13 protein-coding genes and 1 pseudogene are annotated in these 16,911 nt (G+C 71.2%); 8 read left to right on the top strand and 6 right to left on the bottom strand.

Translation table 11 applies throughout. The features are described from left to right. Positions 1-94: 94 nt before the first annotated feature. Both WFI00_RS10610 and WFI00_RS10605 read left to right on the top strand, forming a co-directional pair. A complete protein-coding gene (locus WFI00_RS10610) occupies positions 95-1,381 on the top strand; it encodes an MFS transporter (RefSeq protein ID WP_336632277.1) in 1,287 nt (428 codons plus the stop codon). Next, positions 1,378-2,157 carry a phosphotransferase gene (locus WFI00_RS10605; protein WP_336632276.1) on the top strand — a complete coding sequence of 260 codons (780 nt, stop codon included), beginning with the start codon at positions 1,378-1,380 and terminating at the stop codon, positions 2,155-2,157. The genes WFI00_RS10610 and WFI00_RS10605 overlap by 4 nt, the downstream gene beginning before the upstream one ends. On the opposite strand, the pseudogene WFI00_RS10600 reads toward WFI00_RS10605, so the two are convergent. After that, a pseudogene (locus tag WFI00_RS10600) lies at positions 2,058-2,267 on the bottom strand (GNAT family N-acetyltransferase); the annotation flags it as partial. The gene WFI00_RS10605 and the pseudogene WFI00_RS10600 sit on opposite strands and share 100 nt — an antisense overlap. A 211-nt stretch (positions 2,268-2,478) precedes the next feature. Between WFI00_RS10600 and WFI00_RS10595 the strand changes: the two are divergent. Beyond that, entirely contained in the window at positions 2,479-4,317 is a 1,839-nt protein-coding gene (locus WFI00_RS10595) for an HNH endonuclease signature motif containing protein (protein ID WP_336632275.1), read from the top strand. On the opposite strand, the gene WFI00_RS10590 is transcribed toward WFI00_RS10595, so the two are convergent. The 4 genes from WFI00_RS10590 to WFI00_RS10575 form a co-directional block, all read right to left on the bottom strand. Further along, complete coding sequence (locus WFI00_RS10590) at positions 4,200-4,730, bottom strand: NUDIX domain-containing protein (protein WP_336632274.1); 531 nt, start codon at positions 4,728-4,730, stop codon at positions 4,200-4,202. The genes WFI00_RS10595 and WFI00_RS10590 overlap by 118 nt on opposite strands. Next, complete coding sequence (locus WFI00_RS10585) at positions 4,730-5,608, bottom strand: TatD family hydrolase (RefSeq protein WP_336632273.1); 879 nt, start codon at positions 5,606-5,608, stop codon at positions 4,730-4,732. Before WFI00_RS10585 ends, WFI00_RS10590 begins: the two co-directional genes overlap by 1 nt. 52 nt (positions 5,609-5,660) lie before the next feature. Further along, entirely contained in the window at positions 5,661-7,223 is a 1,563-nt protein-coding gene (metG, locus tag WFI00_RS10580) for a methionine--tRNA ligase (RefSeq protein ID WP_336632272.1), read from the bottom strand. 61 nt (positions 7,224-7,284) lie between these two features. Then, on the bottom strand, positions 7,285-8,298 hold the full coding sequence (locus WFI00_RS10575) for a LacI family DNA-binding transcriptional regulator (protein WP_336632271.1): 1,014 nt from the start codon (positions 8,296-8,298) through the stop codon (positions 7,285-7,287). A gap of 167 nt (positions 8,299-8,465) precedes the next feature. Here WFI00_RS10575 and WFI00_RS10570 point away from each other — a divergent pair, with 167 nt between their 5' ends. From WFI00_RS10570 to WFI00_RS10555, 4 genes are all read left to right on the top strand, one after another. Continuing rightward, positions 8,466-10,490 carry a beta-galactosidase gene (locus tag WFI00_RS10570; protein ID WP_336632270.1) on the top strand — a complete coding sequence of 675 codons (2,025 nt, stop codon included), beginning with the start codon at positions 8,466-8,468 and terminating at the stop codon, positions 10,488-10,490. 26 nt (positions 10,491-10,516) lie between these two features. Then, positions 10,517-11,755 (top strand): sugar ABC transporter substrate-binding protein, encoded by a 1,239-nt coding sequence (locus WFI00_RS10565; protein ID WP_336632269.1) that lies wholly within the window; start codon positions 10,517-10,519, stop codon positions 11,753-11,755. A 69-nt stretch (positions 11,756-11,824) separates the two neighbouring features. After that, the gene (locus WFI00_RS10560) at positions 11,825-13,441 is read left to right on the top strand and encodes an ABC transporter permease subunit (protein WP_336632268.1); all 1,617 of its coding nucleotides are present in this window, start codon (positions 11,825-11,827) and stop codon (positions 13,439-13,441) included. After that, complete coding sequence (locus WFI00_RS10555) at positions 13,441-14,370, top strand: sugar ABC transporter permease (protein WP_336632267.1); 930 nt, start codon at positions 13,441-13,443, stop codon at positions 14,368-14,370. The genes WFI00_RS10560 and WFI00_RS10555 overlap by 1 nt, the downstream gene beginning before the upstream one ends. A 6-nt stretch (positions 14,371-14,376) precedes the next feature. Here WFI00_RS10555 and rsmI read toward each other — a convergent pair whose 3' ends face one another. Next, positions 14,377-15,192 (bottom strand): 16S rRNA (cytidine(1402)-2'-O)-methyltransferase, encoded by an 816-nt coding sequence (gene rsmI / locus WFI00_RS10550; RefSeq protein ID WP_336632266.1) that lies wholly within the window; start codon positions 15,190-15,192, stop codon positions 14,377-14,379. 90 nt (positions 15,193-15,282) lie between these two features. Here rsmI and WFI00_RS10545 point away from each other — a divergent pair, with 90 nt between their 5' ends. Then, on the top strand, positions 15,283-16,875 hold the full coding sequence (locus WFI00_RS10545; RefSeq protein WP_336632265.1) for a dolichyl-phosphate-mannose--protein mannosyltransferase: 1,593 nt from the start codon (positions 15,283-15,285) through the stop codon (positions 16,873-16,875). The last annotated feature ends 36 nt before the right edge of the window (positions 16,876-16,911 follow it).

The following is a 16,911-nucleotide window of genomic DNA, read 5'->3' as shown; positions in this document are numbered from 1 at the left end:
CGCGCGAATGCGCACTTCTACGCCCGGGAGCGTGGCATTCGCGCCGTCTCGCGAGCGTGCGGAGGGCGTCGGGGGGCGCGCTTAGGATGGCGGGATGCCCTCGCTCGGTGATCTCGTCGCGCCGCGCCGCCTGGGGCGTGACTTCCGGTGGCTGCTGTCCTCGTCGTGGACGAGCAATCTCGGCGACGGCATCGCCCTGTCCGCCGCACCCCTGCTGATCGCGTCCCTCACGTCGTCGCCGATCCTGGTCGCCGCCGGCGCGATGATGCAGTTCCTGCCGTGGCTCCTCTTCGGCCTGTTCGCCGGCTCCGTCGCCGACCACCACGACCGGCGCCGCCTGGTCATGATCGCCAACGGCAGCCGCGCCGTCGTCGTCGCCGCGCTCGTCGTGTTCCTGCTGACCGGTCACGCGACCGTGTGGATCGTGCTGGCCACGGCCTTCCTCTACGGCACGGCGGAGGTGTTCGCCGACTCCGCCGGCAGCACCCTCCTGCCCATGCTCGTCCGCCCCGCGGACCTCGGCATCGGAAACGCACGCCTGCAGGCCGGATACCTGGTCGCGAACCAGCTCGCCGGTCCGCCGCTCGGCGCGTTCCTCTTCGCCGTCGGGTCGTTCTGGCCCTTCCTCGTGCAGATCCTCTGCGTGGCCCTCGCGGTGGTGCTGATCGCACGGATCGGACACACCCCGGTTCCGTCGGCGGAGGACGCGCACGACCCCGTCGCCCCTCATCCGATCCGCGAGGGTCTGGCCTGGCTGCGCCAGACGCCCGCGGTGCGCACCCTCGTGCTGATCATCCTGGTCTTCAACGTGACCTGGGCCGCGCCGTGGGGCATCCTCGTCCTGTACGCGACCGAGCACCTCGGCATGGGCGCGGTCGGATACGGCGCACTCACCACCGCGTCGGCGGTGGGCGGCCTCGCCGGGATCGCGTCGTTCGGCTGGCTCGAGAAGCACGTGTCCTTCGCGACGCTCATGCGCGTCTGTCTGACCCTCGAGGTGCTGATGCACCTCGGCTTCGCCGTGACGACCGAGCCCGCGATCGCGTTCGCGATCATGTTCGGGTTCGGTGCCTACGCGTTCGTGTGGGGCACGATCTCGACCACGGTCCGCCAGCGCCTCGTCCCCCTGCACCTCCAGGGTCGCATCGCATCGGTCAACATGGTCGGCGTCTTCGGCGGCTTGGTCATCGGTCAGGCGCTCGGCGGCGTCATCGCCCAGACGTGGGGGCTGACGGCGCCGTGGTGGTTCGCCTTCGGCGGCTCGGCGGTGACGCTGCTCCTCGTCTGGCGCTCGATCTCGCACATCGCGGCGGCGCGTCCGGTGCTGGCCGAGACGGACACCGCTCCGGCGGGCGGCGACGACCGGACGCCGACGCCGTGACCGCCGAAGAGCCGCTCTCGGGCGACAACGTCGCCTCGACGGTCGTCCGTGTCGGCGCGACGGTGCGCAAGCCGTGGACCGCCGCGACGGCGAGCGTCGTCGACTTCGTCGCGGCGCTCCGCCGCACCGGCGTCGATCTGCCGGAGCCGCTCGGGCGCGACGCGCAGGGCCGGCAGGTGCAGGAGTTCGTCCCGGGCATCCGTGCGATCGAGGCTCCCCCGCTGTCGCGGCTCGACCTGTCCCGGGTCGGCAGGATCGTCCGCCGCATCCACGACGCGAGCATGCCCTATACCCCGCCGGCGGATGCGGTATGGGAGAGTGCGATCCCCGCGCCCAGCGCCGAGCTCATCTGCCACAACGACCTGGCGCCGTGGAACCTGATCCTCGGCGAACGCTGGGTCTTCATCGACGCGGACGCCGCGGGGCCGAGCACACGTGTCTGGGACCTCGCGTACTCCGCGCAGGCATTCGCCCTGAACGACCCGAGTCGCGAGCCCCGCGCGGCGGCGGGCGATCTGGCCGCCCTCGTCCCGGCCGTCGTCGCCCTGATCTCCTCCGTGGCACGGGAGCAACTCCGCGCGCGTCAGGACCTCCAGGTCATGAAGACGTCGACCTCGTCCTCGGCATCGGCGGTGAACCCGTGCCGCTCGTACAGGCGGCGGGCAGCGCTGCCCTGCAGGACGTCGAGGCGCGTGACCTCGTCGAACGGCTCGGCGAGGACCGTGCGCAGCACCGCGCTGCCGACGCCGGCGCCCTGGGCGTGCGTCGCGAGGTAGAAGTGCTCGATCCATCGCGTCGCGCCCTCCGGGCGGGCCGTGATCGATCCGACGTCGCGACCCGCCACCACGACGATCCGCGTCCACTCGGGACGGAACGCGCGACGCATCCGATCGCGCACATGATGCTCGTCGAAGCGTCCGAGCCGCTCCAGGTCGCCTCGGAGGACCTCGGCCCGAAGCTCGACGAGCCAGTCGATGTCGGCCGGGATGCTGGGTCGGAGGCGAACGTCCATCTCTCTCAGGCTACGGGCCGCTGGCGTCGAGCGACGCTCGGTCGTATCTTTGTTCGAATGTCGGAGGTCCGCGGGATCATGGAGCATGTCCTTCTTCACCGACCTGCAGACAGCGCTCGACGCGCTGCGCAGTCTGGTCGGCGACCACGAGGATGCGACGCGGATCGCGGGCGCGGTGGCGGAGCTGGGCGACGACGCCGTCGTCTCGCTCATCGCGGCGGCGTCGGCGCTCGTGCGCGGCGGCGAGTCGCTGCGCATCGCCGGCTCCGGTGTCGTGGCCGCGCGATCGACGCGCGAGCACGGGCACGGGGGCCTCGCGCAGTCGCGCGGTCACCGCTCGCCCGTCGCCCTCATCCAGGAGCTCACGGGCACGACGCGCAGCGACGCCGCCCGGCAGGTGCGGCTGGGCGAGACGCTCGCCGGCGGGAAGGGCGGGCAGGGCGCTGAGGGCGGCGAGGGTGGAGACGGCGGGCACGGAGGGCCCGCGATGCCGGACCTCGCCGGAGCACCGGACGCTCCTCAGCCGGACGGCGCGGGCACCGCTCGCGACGACACCACCGCTCCGGCCGCCGAGCGACCGTGGCACGCCACGCTCGGCGACGCACTGATGAACGGTGCGATCACGTGCGCCCAGCACGACGCGATCCTTCGCGGCCTGGGCGAACCGCCCCGGGCCGACGCCGCACGCACGATGGTGGAGAGCTCGCCGGAACACGAAGGGCCGGACGACGAGGCGATGGACGCGACGGCGCTCGACGATGCCGCACCCGATGCGAGCGCGGCGTGGGCTGCCGCGGCGACACACCTCATCGATGAGGCCTCGCACCGCACCGTCGAGGAACTCGCCCAGGCGGCTCGGACCGTCCGCGACATCCTCGACCCGGCGGGCGCCGAGCGCCGCTTCGACGAGCGGTTCCACGGTCGGAGCTTCCGCCTGTGGACCGACCACGACGGTGTCCGCCGCGGCTCCTTCACGTTCGACGACGAGGCGGCGGCATGGGTCGCGGCCGTCATCGACTCGGCGCTCCGTCCCCGACGCGGCGGGCCACGGTTCGTGGGTCCGGAGGAACGGGCGCGCGCCGAAGAGCTGACCGCCGACCCCCGGACGAACGACCAGCTCGCCTACGACCTGCTGATCGACGTCCTCCGGGCGGGATCGCTCGCCGAGGCGGGCGCGGTGTTCGGCGCACGGCAGGCGGGGGTGCGTCTCGTGCTCACCACGGCGTCCGCGGCAGCCGTCGAGGACGGACGCCCCGCGGTCGGTCACCTGACCGACGACCGCACCGCTCTGCCCGGTTGGCTCGTCGCACGGCACGCCTGCACGACGGGCACCCTGCCGTGCACCGTCGACGGCCGTGGCCGGCCGCTCGACCTGGGCCGCGAGGTACGTCTGTTCACCCCGGCTCAGCGCGTGGCCCTGGCGCTGCGCGACGGTGGATGCCGGTGGCGCGGCTGCGACAGGCCACCCTCGTTCTGCGAAGCGCATCACATCGACCACTGGCACCGCGACGGCGGGAGGACCGACGTGGATCGTGGGATCCTCCTGTGCCGGTTCCATCACATGCAGCTGCACCACGGCGGATGGCGGATCACCCGCGACGGAGCGGGGAACACGGTGCTGCACCATCCCGATCGGCGCGAGGGCGTGCCTCTGCCTCCGCGGACGATGCTGCGCTACGCGTGGGGCGACCTCCGCCCGCCCCCGCCACGACTCCTGCGCCCCGGCCCCACCGCCCAGCAGGGACCCACCGCCCGCCCCGGCCCCACCGCCCACCCCGGGCCCGGTGACCGCTCCGGGCCCAGCGGCTACGCGCCGCCCGCCGCATCGAGCGCCGCGCGCAGCGGCGCGCCGAGCACCTCGAGACGCGCGACCCACGGCGCCGCCATCAGGCCGTCGCGGCAGAGCCGCTCGACCTCGTCGTAGGCGACCCACCGCGACGCGGCGACCTCCTCGGGGTCCAGCCGGAGCGGCGCATCGCCGGTCCATGCGAGGAGGTACAGGTCGAACAGCGCCCGCGCCTCCCGCACGCGGCCGACCAGGACGAAGCGTGCGGGCGCGGCGACGAGCCCGACCTCCTCCTCGAGCTCGCGCCGTGCAGCCTCGACGCTCGTCTCGCCCGCCAGCGCACTCCCGGCGGGGAACTCCCAGCGCAGCGGATGATCCTTCACCGCGGCGCGCTGGGAGACGAGGACACGTCCGTCCTCACGCACGACGCACGTCGACGCGACGACGTGGAAGACCTCGCCCTCGGGCCACTCCGGGTCGCCGCGACGATGCGTGCGGCCCGTCGGCGTGCCCGCGGCGTCCGTCAGGTCCCACAGCTCGTCGTCGGACATCAGTCCTCGAATGCCCCGTACACCTCGAGCGTGTTCGCTGCCAGTTGCACGCAGAGCTCCTCCAGGTCCACACCCAGCTCCTCCGCCATGAACCGGACGGTCACGGGGACCAGGTAGGGAGCATTGGGCCGACCGCGCAGCGGCGTGGGCGTGAGGAACGGGGCGTCCGTCTCGACGAGGATGCGCTCGCGCGGCGTCACCGCGAGCGCGTCGCGCAGATTCTGCGCGTTCTTGAACGTCACGTTCCCCGCGAAGCTGAGCCAGTAGCCGCGGTCCGCCGCGACGCGCGCCATGTCGGCGTCGCCGGAGAAGCAATGGAACACCGTGCGCTCCGGCGCCCCCACCCGGGCGAGCGTGTCGAGCACCGCGTCGTGGGCGTCGCGGTCGTGGATCTGCATCGAGATCCCGTGCTTCTTCGCGAGCGCGATGTGCGCCTCGAAGCTCTCGATCTGAGCGGGCACACCCTCCTCACCCGTCCGGAAGAAGTCGAGCCCCGTCTCCCCGATCGCTCGCACCCGCGGCTGCGCCGCCAGCTCGTCGATCACGGCGATCGCCTCGTCCAGCCGTCCGTCCACGGCGTACGCGGGCGCCTCGTTGGGGTGGATCGCGACGGCTGCGAGGACCCGGGGATGCGACGCCGCCGCCCACGCCGACCAGCGGCTGGACTCGATGTCACCGCCCGCCTGGACGACGCCGGCCACGCCCACGGCGACGGCACGCTCCAGGTGCTCGGCGAGCGGCAGACCCTCGCCGTCCTCGATCTCGAGGTGGCAGTGGTTGTCGTAGACCGCGACCGGCAGCGGCTCGGGAGCGGCCGGGTAGGACACGTCGCGGGATCCCTTCTCGCGCACGCGCACATAGGTCGACGGATCCGTCATGCTGTCGCTCCCTTCCGCGCGACGGCGCGGGCCCCGCTCGTCCGGGCCCGGATCACTGCTCCACGCGGGGGAAGAGCGGAGCAAGACCGTTCACGGACGAACCGGCGGCGAGCTGACCCCAGCGCCCCGCGTCGCGCAGCGGCTGGTCCTGCAGACGCCCCGCGTGCCCGAGGGCGATCCACAGCTTCTCCGTCGCCTCCGGCATGAACGGGCTCAGCAGCACGGCGAGCGCGCGCAGCCCCTCCGCGGCCGTGTACAGCACCGTGCCGAGGCGTCCGCGCTGCGCGTCGTCCTTGGCGAGTGCCCACGGCTCGTTCTCGGTGATGTAGCCGTTGAGCGCGTCGACGATGGCCCAGATGTGCGAGATCGCCTCATCCGGCCGGAAGCGCTCCATCGCCGAGTCGGCCATCACCGTGGCATCCGCGACGATCTTCTGGATGCCGAGATCGTTCTCGGTGTAGGCGGCGGCCGGCGGCACGATGCCCTCGAAGTACTTCTCGATCATCGCCGTCGTGCGCGACGCGAGGTTGCCGAAGCCGTTCGCGAGCTCGGCGTGGTACCGCGCCGACAGGTCCTCCCACGAGAACGAGCCGTCCTGCCCGAAGGCGATCGCCGACAGGAAGTAGAACCGGTACGCGTCGGATCCGAACACGTCGGTGATCTCGGTGGGGGCGATGCCGGTGAGCTTCGACTTCGACATCTTCTCGCCGCCGACGAGCAGCCAGCCGTGCGCGAACACGCCGCGGGGCACGTCCAGCCCCGCCGCCATCAGCATCGCCGGCCAGATCACCGCGTGGAAGCGGAGGATGTCCTTGCCGACGACGTGGTAGGCGGGCCAGCGACGATCGAACTGCTCCGGGTCGGTGCCGTATCCGACGGCCGTCGCGTAGTTCAGCAGCGCGTCGACCCACACGTAGATGACGTGCGAGGGGTCCCAGGGGACCGTGATGCCCCAGTCGAACGCGGAGCGCGAGATGGACAGGTCCTTCAGGCCCGACCGCACGAAGGAGACGACCTCGTTGCGCGCCGACTCGGGGCGTACGAAGTCGGGCTCGGTCGAGTACAGCTCCAGCAGCTTGTCCTGGAACTCGCTCAGCTTGAAGAAGTAGTTCTTCTCCTGCAGCAGCTCGAGGGGCTTCGAGTGGATCGCGCAGACCTTGAGCCCCTCGAACGCGCCGGTGCCGTCGACGATCTCCGCCTCCGGCTTGAACTCCTCGCAGCCGACGCAGTACAGGGCCTCGTACTCCCCCGCATAGATGTAGCCGCGGTCGTAGAGCGCCTGGACGAACTTCTGGACGCTCTCCTCGTGACGAGCCTGGGTCGTGCGGATGAAGTCGTCGTTGGCGACGTCGAGGGTCTCCAGCAGCGGGAACCACGACTCCGTGACGAGCTTGTCGACCCACTCCTGCGGCGTGACTCCGTTCGCGGCGGCGGCGCGGAGCATCTTCTGACCGTGCTCGTCGGTGCCGGTGAGCATCCAGGTGTCGTCACCCGCCTGGCGATGCCAGCGCGCGAGCGCGTCGACGGCGACCGACGTGTACCCGTGACCGATGTGCGGGAGGTCCGAGGGGTAGTAGATCGGCGTCGTGATGTAGAAGGACTGACCGGTGCTCACCCGTCGATTCTAGGCGGGGCGCAGACTCTCGCCTCCGCGTGTGACGACCGCCCGCGGGCGGTCACGCCGTCTCGCGCACGATGAGCGTCGTCGGCAGCACGATCGACTCACGCGGTCTGCCCGCGACGATGTCGAGCACCATGTCCACCATCGTGGAGCTGATCTGCGGCCACGGCTGGCGCATGGTCGTGAGCGGCGGCCGGTGGGTCTCGGCGAGTCCCGAGTCGTCGAAGCCCGCGACGGCGATGTCCTCGGGGACGCGTCGGCCGCTGCGTCGGATCGCCTCGATCGCTCCGACCGCCATGACGTCGCTCGCCGCGAACACCGCGTCGATGTCCGGCTCGCGCTCCAGCAGGCGTGTCATCGCCAGGTCGCCGCTGGCTCGTTCGTAGCTGCCCTGTTCGACGAGGCGGGGGTCGAAGCGGTCGCCGAGCTCTTCACGGAAGCCCACCAGGCGGAAGCGCCCGCCGGGCGTGTCGTCGGGGCCCGTGATGAGCGCGATGCGGTCGTGGCCCCGGTCCATCAGGTAGCGGGTCATCAGACGCGCGGACCCGATCTCGTCGACCGAGACGTTCGGCACGGACGCCGCTCGCCCCAGCGGGATGCCCGTGCAGACGACCGGCACGCCGGCGTCCACGAGCGAGGCCAGGAGCGAGTCGGACTCGTGCGACGAGATGAGCAGGACGCCGTCGACGTGCCCCGCCCGGACGTACCGCTCGACATTGGCCTGCTCCTTGGGAGTGTCGGCGATGAGCAGCACGAGGGTCATCGACCGTTCCGCGAGGGCCTCGGTCGCCCCCCGCAGCAGGAGGGCGAAGGTCGGGTCGGCGAAGAGCAGGTGCTGCGGCTCGGTGAGCAGGAAGGCGACCGACCCCGACTTGCCCGTCGCGAGACTGCGCGCCGCGTGATTCGTGGTGTAGCCAGTGGTGCGGATCGCCTCCTCGACGGCGGCACGGGCATCCGGCGAGACCCAGTGGCCTCCGTTGAGCACGCGGGACACCGTGCCGTGCGACACACCCGCCACTGCCGCGACATCGCGGATGGTCGGCTTGCGCACGCTCGGGATGGGGTCCACGGACGCGACTTTACCGCGCGCGGCGGCGGCGCCGTCGGCGGCGCACCGAGGACTGTTACCGGTCACAGTTCGATAACGAACCGTGCACGGCCGCGACATCGGTGCCTACCATGGGCCCGAAGCTGTGACCGGTCACAGCCCGACACGGACGATGAGGAACCGAATCGATGAGCATCACCCCCGGCCCGGCCACGCACCTCTGGCCCGAGCTGCCCGGCATCGCCTACGGCGGCGACTACACCCCGGAGCAGTGGCCACGGGAGGTGTGGGACGACGACGTCGCGCGTATGCGCGAGGCGGGGGTGAACCTCGTCAGCATCGGCATCTTCGCGTGGGGACTGCTCGAAGTGCGCGAGGGCGAGTTCGATTTCGGCTGGCTCGACGAGGTCATCGACCTCCTTCACCGCAACGGCATCGCCGTCGACCTCGGCACACCCACGGCCTCTCCGCCCGCCTGGTTCTTCGCGAACCACCCGGACGCCCGCGCCGTCACCGCCGAGGGCGTCGCCCTCGGCTTCGGAGCCCGCGGCATGGCGTCGCACTCGGCGCCGGCCTACCGTGCGGCAGCCGTGCGGATCGCGAGCGAGCTCGCCCGGCGATACGGGGACCACCCGGCCGTCGTCCTCTGGCACGTGCACAACGAGTTCGGCGTGCCCGTCGGCGAGGACTACTCCGCGCATGCCGTGCGCGCCTGGCGCGACTGGCTGCGGGAGCGCTACGGGACGCTCGACGCCCTCAACCACGCATGGGGAACCGCGTTCTGGGGGCAGCACTACGGCGACTGGGAGCACGTCGGCGCCCCCGCGGCGGCGGCGAGCGTCATCAACCCCGCCCAGCGCCTCGACTTCGCCCGCTTCACCGACGACCAGCTGCGGGCGTGCTTCGTCGCCGAACGCGACGCCATCCGCGCGCACAGCGACCGCCCCGTCACGACCAACTTCATGGCGAATCAGCACAACGGCTGCGACCTGTGGAAGTGGGCGGCCGAGGTCGACGTCGTCGCGGACGACCACTACCTCTGGGCGGCCGATCCCGAAGGCGAGATCGGCCTCGCCATCGCCGCCGACCTCACGCGCTCGGTGGGCGGCGGAGCGCCCTGGATCCTGATGGAGCACTCCACGTCCGCCGTCAACTGGCAGCCCCGCAACATCGCCAAGCGCCCCGGCGAGATGGCCCGCAACTCCCTGTCGCACCTCGGCCGCGGAGCCGACGGGATCCTCTTCTTCCAGTGGCGCGCCTCACGCTCGGGCGCGGAGAAGTTCCACTCGGCGATGATCCCGCACGCGGGCACGACCTCGCGCGTCTTCCGCGAGGTCGTCGATCTCGGCGCGACGCTCGGCCGCCTCGCCGAGATGCGCGGATCGCGCGTGCACGCGGACGTCGCGATCCTGTGGGACTTCGAATCCTTCTGGGCGCAGGACCTCGAGTGGCGTCCGAGCGTGGACGTCGGCCACGACGAGCGCATCCGCGCGTTCTACGAGCAGCTGTGGCGCGACGGCATCACGGTCGACTTCGCCCTGCCCGGCCACGACCTCTCCGGCTATCGACTCGTCCTCGCACCCGCCCAGTACCTCCTTCGCCAGGCCGACGCCGACAACCTCAACCGCTACGTCGCGCAGGGCGGCGTGCTCGTCGTCTCCTTCTTCTCGGCCGTCGTCGACGAGAACGACGCCGTCCACCCCGGCGGGTTCCTCGCACCGCTCGAGCCGGCGCTCGGCGTCCGCGTGGAGGAGCACCTGCCGCTGCGGGAGGGCGTCGTCGCGGCGATCGAACTGGACGGTGTCCGGGTCGACGCCGACGTCTGGCAGGAGGACCTCGTCGTCGGCTCCGCGCAGACCCGCGCCCGCTACCTCGACGGGCCCGCCGCCGGTCGCCCCGCGATCACGCGCAATGCGCACGGCGACGGCGTCGGCTGGTACCTCGCCACGCGCCCCGACGCCGCGGGCCTGCGCGCCGTGTTCACGCAGGTCTACCGGGACGCGGGGATCTCCCCCGCCGACCTTCCCGCCGGAATCGAGTCCGTCACCCGGCGCGGCGAGGACGCGGACTACCGCGTCCTCATCAACCACGGCAGCGAGCCCGTCTCGCTCCAGACGTCGGGGACCGAGCTGCTCACGCAGACGGCCCTCGCGGGCGCGTTCGTGCTGGACGGCGGCGGCGTCGCCGTCGTCCGCACGACGCACCCACAGTGAGAAACACCTCTACGGAAGGACATACCATGCGCAAGATGGGCATCGGCGTCGCGGCCCTCGCCGCGACCACCGTTCTGCTCGCGGGCTGCTCCGGCGGCTCGACACCGGCCTCCACGGGCTCCGACGACACGATCGACGCGAGCGGAGTGACGCTCACGATCTGGACCGACGAGAACCGCAAACCCGCCATCGAGGCGGCGGCGAAGACGTTCGAGGAGGAGACGGGCGGCACGATCGATCTCGTCCAGAAGAACTTCGAGGACATCCGCAACGACTTCATCAACCAGGTCCCGACCGGGAACGGCCCGGACATCACCGTGGGAGCGCACGACTTCCTCGGGGCGTTCGTGGAGGCGGGCGTCATCGACACCGTCGACCTCGGCGACGCGGCGTCGCAGCTGGAGAAGGTCGCCGTCGACGCCTTCACCTACGACGGACAGGTCTACGGCTTCCCGTACGCGCTGGAGTCGATCGCGCTGGTCCAGAACACGGGCCTCGTCGGCGAGGACGCCCCCGCGACCTTCGACGACATGATCGCCACGGCCAAGGCGGCGGGCGCCGAGCGACCGTTCGTCATCAACACGGCCGGCCAGAAGGGCGACGCGTACACGATGTACGGCTTCCAGACGTCGTTCGGAGCCCCCGTGTTCACCCAGGACGCGTCGGGGTCGTACACGACCGAGGTCGGCATGGGCGGCGACAACGGCACGGCGTTCGCGCAGTGGCTCGGAGCCCACGGCGAGACCGGCACGGGTGACATCTCCACCACGATCGACTACGACACCAACAACGAGCTGTTCGCCTCGGGCAAGGCCGCCTACACGATCCAGGGACCGTGGGCGATCGACACCCTCACCGCGCAGGGCGTGAAGATCAAGGTCAACCCGATCCCGTCCGCGGGCGGCGAGACCGCCGCGCCGTTCGTCGGCGTGCAGGGGTTCTACGTGAGCTCCCAGAGCAAGAACGCCCTCGTCGCGCAGCAGTTCCTGACCCGGTACCTCGCCACCGACGAGGCCCAGCAGGCGCTGTACGACGCCGACCCGCGTCTGCCCGCCTGGAAGAGCGTCGCCGACAAGGTCGCCTCCGACCCGGTCGTCGCGGGCTTCCTCGCCTCGGCCGCCGCCGGCGTGCCGCAGCCCTCGCTGCCGGTCATGGGCTCGGTCTGGGAGATGTGGAACACCGCGCAGTCGCAGATCATCAAGGGCGCCGACCCCGCCTCGACCTGGTCCGCGATGGTCGCGGACGTCCAGGCGGCCATCGGCTGACCCCCGGCACCGGGTGCGGGCCGACCTCCCGCACCCGGTGCACACCCTCTTCCCGTGAAGGAGACACCGATGTCCATTCCGAAAGGCGCCACCGCGCTCGCGTCACCGCCGACCGGGCGCGGCTCGGGCCCGCGCCCCGAGGCGCACGGCCGCCGCTGGAACGGCCCCGGCTGGGGCTTCCTCGTCAAGCTCGCCGTCATGGCCGTCGTCAACGCGTTCGGCCTGCTCGGCATCGTCGCGGCGTTCCGCGCCGAGTCGTGGCTCATCTTCGCCGTCGCGGTCCTGCTGCTCATCGCGGCCGATGTCGTCTACTTCTCGAAGCGCGCGCTCCCGCTGAAGTACCTGCTCCCGGGGCTCGCCTTCCTCCTGATCTTCCAGGTGTTCATCTTCGGCTACACCGCGTACATCGCCTTCACGAACTACGGCGCGGGCCACGTCGGCACGCAGGAGCAAGCCGTCCAGGCCGCGCTCATCCAGGGTGAGCGCCTCGTCGAGGGCTCGCCGCGGTATCCGCTCGCCGTCGTCGAGCGCGGCGGCGAGTACGGCCTCGCGGTCAACGACGACGGTGCCATCCGAGCGGGATCCCCCGACCAGCCGCTCGAGGTCGTCGGCGAGATGTCCGGGTCGGGGGCTCCGAAGGAGGTGCCGGGATGGACGGTCCTGCCGCTCAACCGGGTCCTCGCGCTGCAGAGCGAGATCACCGCGCTGCGCGTGCCGGTCTCCGACGATCCAAACGACGGGTCCCTGCGTACCCGCGACGGCTCCTCCGGCACCGTGTACCTCTCCACGATGCAGTGGGATGCGGCGACGCAGACCATCACCGACACCGCGACCGGCACGGTCTACCACGCCACCGACCAGGGCCTGTTCACCTCGAACGACGGACAGAGCCTTGCCGCCGGATGGACGGTGCACGTCGGGTTCGCCAACTTCCTGCGCCTGTTCACCGACGGGGCGATGCTCCAGCCGCTCGCCCTCGTCACGGCGTGGACGTTCGCGTGGGCGTTCCTCTCGGTCGCCGTGCCCTTCGCGCTCGGGCTCGTCCTGGCCATCGTCTTCAACGACGAGCGCCTGCGCGGTCGCAAGGTGCTGCGGACGCTGTTCATCCTCCCCTACGCGTTCCCGGCCTTCATGTCGGCACTGCTGTGGCGCGGCATGTTCAACTCCGAGTTCGGCGTGGTCAACCAGCTCTTCTTCGGCGGCGCGAACATCGACTGGCTCGGCGACCCCTGGCTCGCCCGGTTCGCGGTGCTCTTCGTCAACGTCTGGCTCACCTTCCCCTACTTCTTCCTCGTCTGCACCGGCGCGATCCAGGCCCTCCCCGCCGACGCGCTGGAGGCCGCCGAGATCGACGGCGCCGGACGCTTCCGGCAGCTGCGCTCGATCATCCTGCCGCTCGTGCTCGTGGCGACCGCACCCCTGCTGATCTCGTCCTTCGCCTTCAGCTTCAACAACTTCACGATCATCTACATGTTCAACACCGGCGGCCCGCCCATCCCCGGAGCGCCGTACACCCTCGGCTACACCGACATCCTGATCTCGGCCATCTGGGACATCTCGGGCGTCAACGGCGGAAAGGCCGACTACGGCCTGGCCAGTGCCCTGTCGATCATCGTGTTCCTCGTGGTCGCCGTCATCTCCGCTCTGGCGTTCCGTCAGACCAAGAAGCTCGAGGAGTACCAGTGATGAGCATCGCGAACACCTCCCCCCGGCACGAGGCACAGGCCGCCAGGGCCGCGGTGCGGCTCGACCCCGCGCGTCGGGGCGCGGTCCGGCGACGCTGGATCCTCGAGGTCGGCTGGAAGTACGTGCTGGCCCTCGTGGTCCTCTTCTATGCCGTCTTCCCGCTCGTGTACGTCCTGTCGGCCTCCCTCAACCCCGGCGGCAGCCTCTCCTCGAGCAGCGCGCTGTTCAGCGCCTTCGACCTGTCCAACTACGCCGCCCTCTTCGGCACGCGGTACTGGACCTGGTACGGCAACACGCTGATCGTCGGCATCTCCGCCGCCGTCGGCGCGGTGCTGATGGGCGCCGCGGCCGCGTACGCGTTCTCGCGCTTCCGCTTCCGCGGTCGGCGTGTCGGGCTGACCGCGCTCCTGGTCATCCAGATGTTCCCGCAGGCGCTCGCATTCGTCGCGATCTTCCTCATGCTGCTCGCGCTCGGCGACGTCTTCCCCGCGCTGGGCCTGAACTCCAAGCTCGCCCTGATCTGCATCTATCTCGGCGGCGCACTGGGCGTGAACACGTTCCTCATGTACGGGTTCTTCACCACGATCCCGCAGGAGCTCGACGAATCCGCGAAGATCGACGGCGCGAGCCACGCGCAGATCTTCTGGACGATCATCATGCCGCTCGTGACGCCGATCCTGGCGGTGGTCGGTCTGCTGGCGTTCATCGCCTCGTTCGGCGACTACATCATCTCCAAGATCGTGCTCGTCTCGGAGGACAACTGGACGCTCGCGGTCGGCATGTACCAGTGGGTCTCGAACCAGCTCGCCAGCAACTGGGGGCTGTTCGCCGCGGGGGCGATCCTCGCCTCGGTCCCCGTCTTGGCGCTGTTCCTCGGACTGCAGCGCTACATCGTCGGGGGTCTCACCGCGGGCTCGGTCAAGGGCTGAGACCGCTCACCGGGCGGCGAGCGCCGCCTGATAGAGGTCGCGGCTGGACAGACCGGTCTCGGTCGCGACCTCGGCGGCGGCGTCCTTGAGTCTCGTGCCGGAGGCGACGAGCGCCTGCACTTGCGCGAGGGCGTCCTCCGCCGACACGTCCCGGGCGGGGGCGCCGGCGACCACCACGACGATCTCGCCGCGGACGCCGCCCCGCGCCCACTCCGCGAGCGCCCCGAGTCCGTCGCGCACGACCTCCTCATGCAGCTTCGTCAGCTCCCGGCAGACCGCGGCGGGCCGGTCGGCGCCGAAGGCCTCGGCCATGGCGGAGAGGGTGTCCGCGAGCCGCGAGGGCGCCTCGAAGAAGACCATCGTGCGGGGGTCGGACGCGACGAGCGCGAGCGCCCTGCGCCGCTCCCCCGGCTTGCGCGGAAGGAAGCCCTCGAACGTGAACCGGTCGGTGGGAAGGCCCGCGACGGCGAGCGCCGTGACAACGGCGCTCGGGCCGGGGATCGCCGTCACCGTCACACCCTGGACGACCGCCTCCGCGACCAGCGCGTACCCGGGGTCGCTCACGGTCGGCATCCCGGCGTCGCTCAGCACGAGCAGGTCCTCGTCCCGTGCGCGGGCGACGAGCTCGGCGGCGCGCTGCTTCTCGTTGTGGTCGTGCAGCGCGACGAGCCGCGGGCGGTTGTCGATGCCGAGCGCCTGCAGCAGGTGCTGCGTCGTCCGGGTGTCCTCGGCCGCGACGACGGTCGCGGTCTCCAGCGCCGTGACGAGCCGGGCCGACGCATCGCCGAGGTTGCCGATGGGGGTCGCGGCGAGGATGATCACCCGCTCAGCCTAGGCGCCCGCCCGCCGGCGGTGACCGCGAGCGTCATCGCAGACAGGGGGCACGGAGCCCGAGCGTTTAGGCTGATGCCCGTGTCCACCGCCGTCGAGCCGCTGCTTCCCGAGCTCCGCCCGTCCCGGTACGACGCCTGGCGGCTCCGCGTCGCCGACGACCCGCGACTGCGCCGCCTGTACTCCTGGCTGCTCCCGACGCTGATCACCCTGCTCGCCGGCATCCTGCGGTTCTGGAACCTCGGGCATCCGCACAGCCTCGTCTTCGACGAGACGTACTACGTGAAGGATGCCTGGAGCCAGTGGAACCTGGGGTACGCGGCTACCTGGCCCGACGGGGCGGATGCCCGGTTCGTCGCCGGTGAGACCGACATCTTCACCCTGACGGGCAGCTTCGTCGTCCATCCGCCGCTGGGCAAGTTCCTGATCGGCGCGGGCATGGCGCTGTTCGGGCCGGACAGCTCGGTCGGCTGGCGTGTGGCGACCGCCCTGTTCGGGACGGCCCTGGTCCTCCTGCTCTTCCTCTTCGCCCGGTCCCTCACCGGCTCGCTCGTCTTCGCGTCCGTGGCGTCGTTCCTCCTCGCGATCGATGGCCTCGGCATCGTCATGAGCCGGGTGGCGCTCCTGGACGTCTTCCTCGCGTTCTTCGTGCTGCTGGCGTTCTGGTTCGCCGTGCTCGACCGCCGCGGGGCGCTCGACCGGCTCGCCGCCCGCACGGTCGCGCGACAGCGGGGCGATGATCCGCCGCTGTGGGGAGCGATCCTGTGGAATCGTCCGTGGGTCGTCGCCGCGGGCGCCGCCGCCGGCGCGGCCTGCGCCGTGAAGTGGTCGGGAGTCTGGGTGCTCGCGGCGATCGGCCTCTACCTCGTGGTCACCGACGCGCTCAAACGACGTCGCCTCGGGGTGACGTTCTGGCCGATGGACGCCGTGCGACAGGGCCTCGTCTCTTTCGTGCTGCTCGTTCCCGTCGCCGCCCTCGTGTACCTCGCGTCGTGGACCGGGTGGTTCCTCAGCGACGGGGGCTACGACCGGCACGCCGCGGACGACTCCCCCGCGACGGGCGCGTTCGTGTGGGTTCCGCTGTCGCTGCAGAGCCTGTGGAGGTACCACCAGACGATCTACACCTCGATGGCGAACATGTCGTCGCCGCACAGCTACGCGAGCCCCGCCTGGCAGTGGGCGAGCCTGTGGCGGCCGACGTCGATGTACGCGCAGGCGACCGCCGACGGCCAGGCCGGGTGCACCGGCGGCGAGGCGGGCTGCCTCGAGATCCTCTACAGCATGCCCAACCCGCTGCTGTGGTACGCGAGCGTCGCCGCCGCGCTGTACCTCGTCTACCGCTTCGCGCTCGAGCGGGACTGGCGGGTCGCCGTCGTGCTGGTCGGCATCGCCGCGACCTGGCTGCCCTGGCTCACCTTCCCCGAGCGCACGATCTTCCAGTTCTACACGATCGCGATCTGGCCGTTCCTGATCCTCGCCCTCACCTTCGCCCTGCGATGGATCGCCGGTCCCGCGCACGCGAGCGTCCACCGACGGCGCTCGGGCAGGCGCGTCGTACTGGTCTTCCTCGCCGTCGCCGTCGCCCTCTCCGTCTTCTGGTACCCGCTGTGGTCGGCGGTGCAGGTGCCGTACGAGTTCTACCGCCTGCACAACTGGATGCAGGGCTGGGTCTGAGTCGATCCGTCCGGGCGGCGCTCGTCATACGATAGA

The organism is Microbacterium sp. MMO-56 (genome assembly GCF_037146215.1).
Taxonomy (GTDB): domain Bacteria; phylum Actinomycetota; class Actinomycetes; order Actinomycetales; family Microbacteriaceae; genus Microbacterium.
The sequence above is the reverse complement of the archived record's forward strand: the minus strand, read 5'-3'. Positions and strand labels throughout refer to the sequence as shown.